Below are 1,657 nucleotides of genomic sequence, written 5' to 3'. Positions count from 1 at the left end.
TTTCTTCCATGGAAGCCGAGGCCTCTTCGGCAGACGAGGCCTGTTCGGTCGCGCCTTGCGAGAGCTGTTCAGAGCCGGAAGACAGCTGCTGGCTGCCGGCGGAGACGTTTTCCGAAGCGGAGAGAGCATCGCCGACGACGGCTCGCAGACGTTCGACCATGTTGCGAAGCGCGATACCCAGTGTGTCCTTGTCCGATGCAGGCTTCGGCGTCACGGTCAGGTCACCATTGGCAATCTCGTCTGCGATTGTGGCCGTGACCCGCAAATTGGTGGTCATTCTCTCGATCGCGATCCCAAGCACATCCTTGTCTGAAAGCAGATTGACTTCAGCCGACAGGTCGCCAATTGCGATCCGGTCAGCGAGCGCGGCTGTGCTGCGCAGGTTCGCGGTCATTACGTTGACGGAGTCCACCAGATCTTTGATCTCATCATTGGTCCGGATCTCGACCTGCTGATGGAGGTCGCCAATCGCCACTGCGCCAATGACAGCCTGGATTTTCTTCAAGCCGTTACCGATGCCTGAGATGATCCAGAATGCGGCGGCGAGGGCGAGGAGGCCAGATAGAACGGACGCTGTAACGAGCATCGTCTTGCTGGTGCCGTAGAGATCGGCGTTCTCGCTGACTGTCTTCTCCATCCCTTTGTGCTGGATCTCGATGAGACTTTGAACGGCCGTCATGAGGTCACCGGTCAGAGCGCGCAGGTCACCCATGGACAGGGCGACGGCTGCGGTATGATCACCGAGGGTTTCCAACGACTTCAGCGTCTCGGTCTTCTGCTGGAAGGTAGACCCCAGGTCGAGGATCTTCTGCCAGTATGGCTTGCCTTCCGCTGACGCGATGGCCAAGCCGTCACGCGTCGAAGTCATCATAATATCTATCTGCGCAAAGGACTGCTTGAAAAATGCTTCATCGTCCGTGGGCGACGCTGCGATCAGCGCGTTTTTCTGAGCACGGATCGCGTCGAGGGCAGCGACATTTGCGGCGAGCGCCAGCTCCAGCCGGCGAACCGGTCCCTCGACCATCGCGCTGCTCGCTGCATTGAGTGTGCCCAGACTGAAGGCACTGTAAGTTGCTAATCCGGCTATGATCACGATCAGTGTGGTGAAGACCATCGTGAGTTTAAGTTTGATTGTTCCGCGCATTCCCTTGCCCCGTTGCGTTACCGCTGTTTCTGGCTGATGCCAGGTTTGATTCCCAATGCTGCATATGGCGCCGCCGCAAGCATGGTCGCCGCGTGGGTCAATCCGGCCTGCGGCACGGATTGACCCCGTAGTCTTCATGCACTCTGCTTGAAGTGCGCATCCTCATCGTCACCAGCACCCATTGCGAGGTCGAGCGCGAAGCCCTTTGCACGCGCCTGCTGGGCCGAGACGCTTTGAGCCGGTTTACCGCGCGCGGGCGCTTTGGCCGCCTGCGTCGGCGCCGGGATGCGGGCCTGCTGGATGGACTGGCTCGCCATGGCGCCGGTCGTATTGACCTTGAAGAAGGCGATCGAAGCCTGGAGTTCTTCTGCCTGTGCTGCCAGTTCTTCAGATGTCGCCGACATTTCTTCCGAAGCGCCGGCATTCTGCTGGGTCACCTTATCGAGCTGCTGGATCGCCTCGTTGATCTGGCTCGATCCGATGTCCTGCTCGCGGCAGGCGGCCGAGATTTCC

The 1,657-nt window shown here is 59.6% G+C and carries 1 protein-coding gene and 1 pseudogene; both read right to left on the bottom strand.

Annotated elements, in window-relative coordinates; genetic code table 11:
- Positions 1–1,144: HAMP domain-containing protein (locus tag ASE36_RS08950; RefSeq protein WP_156669298.1), on the bottom strand; the 1,144-nt coding region annotated here is incomplete at its 3' end.
- Between the two features lie 134 nt (positions 1,145–1,278).
- Positions 1,279–1,657 (bottom strand): annotated as a pseudogene (locus tag ASE36_RS08945) (methyl-accepting chemotaxis protein); the annotation flags it as partial.

The sequence above is a fragment of the Rhizobium sp. Root274 genome (genome assembly GCF_001429245.1).
GTDB lineage: Bacteria > Pseudomonadota > Alphaproteobacteria > Rhizobiales > Rhizobiaceae > Allorhizobium.
Note: the sequence above shows the minus strand (reverse complement) of the source record. Positions and strands in the feature narration are given on the sequence as shown.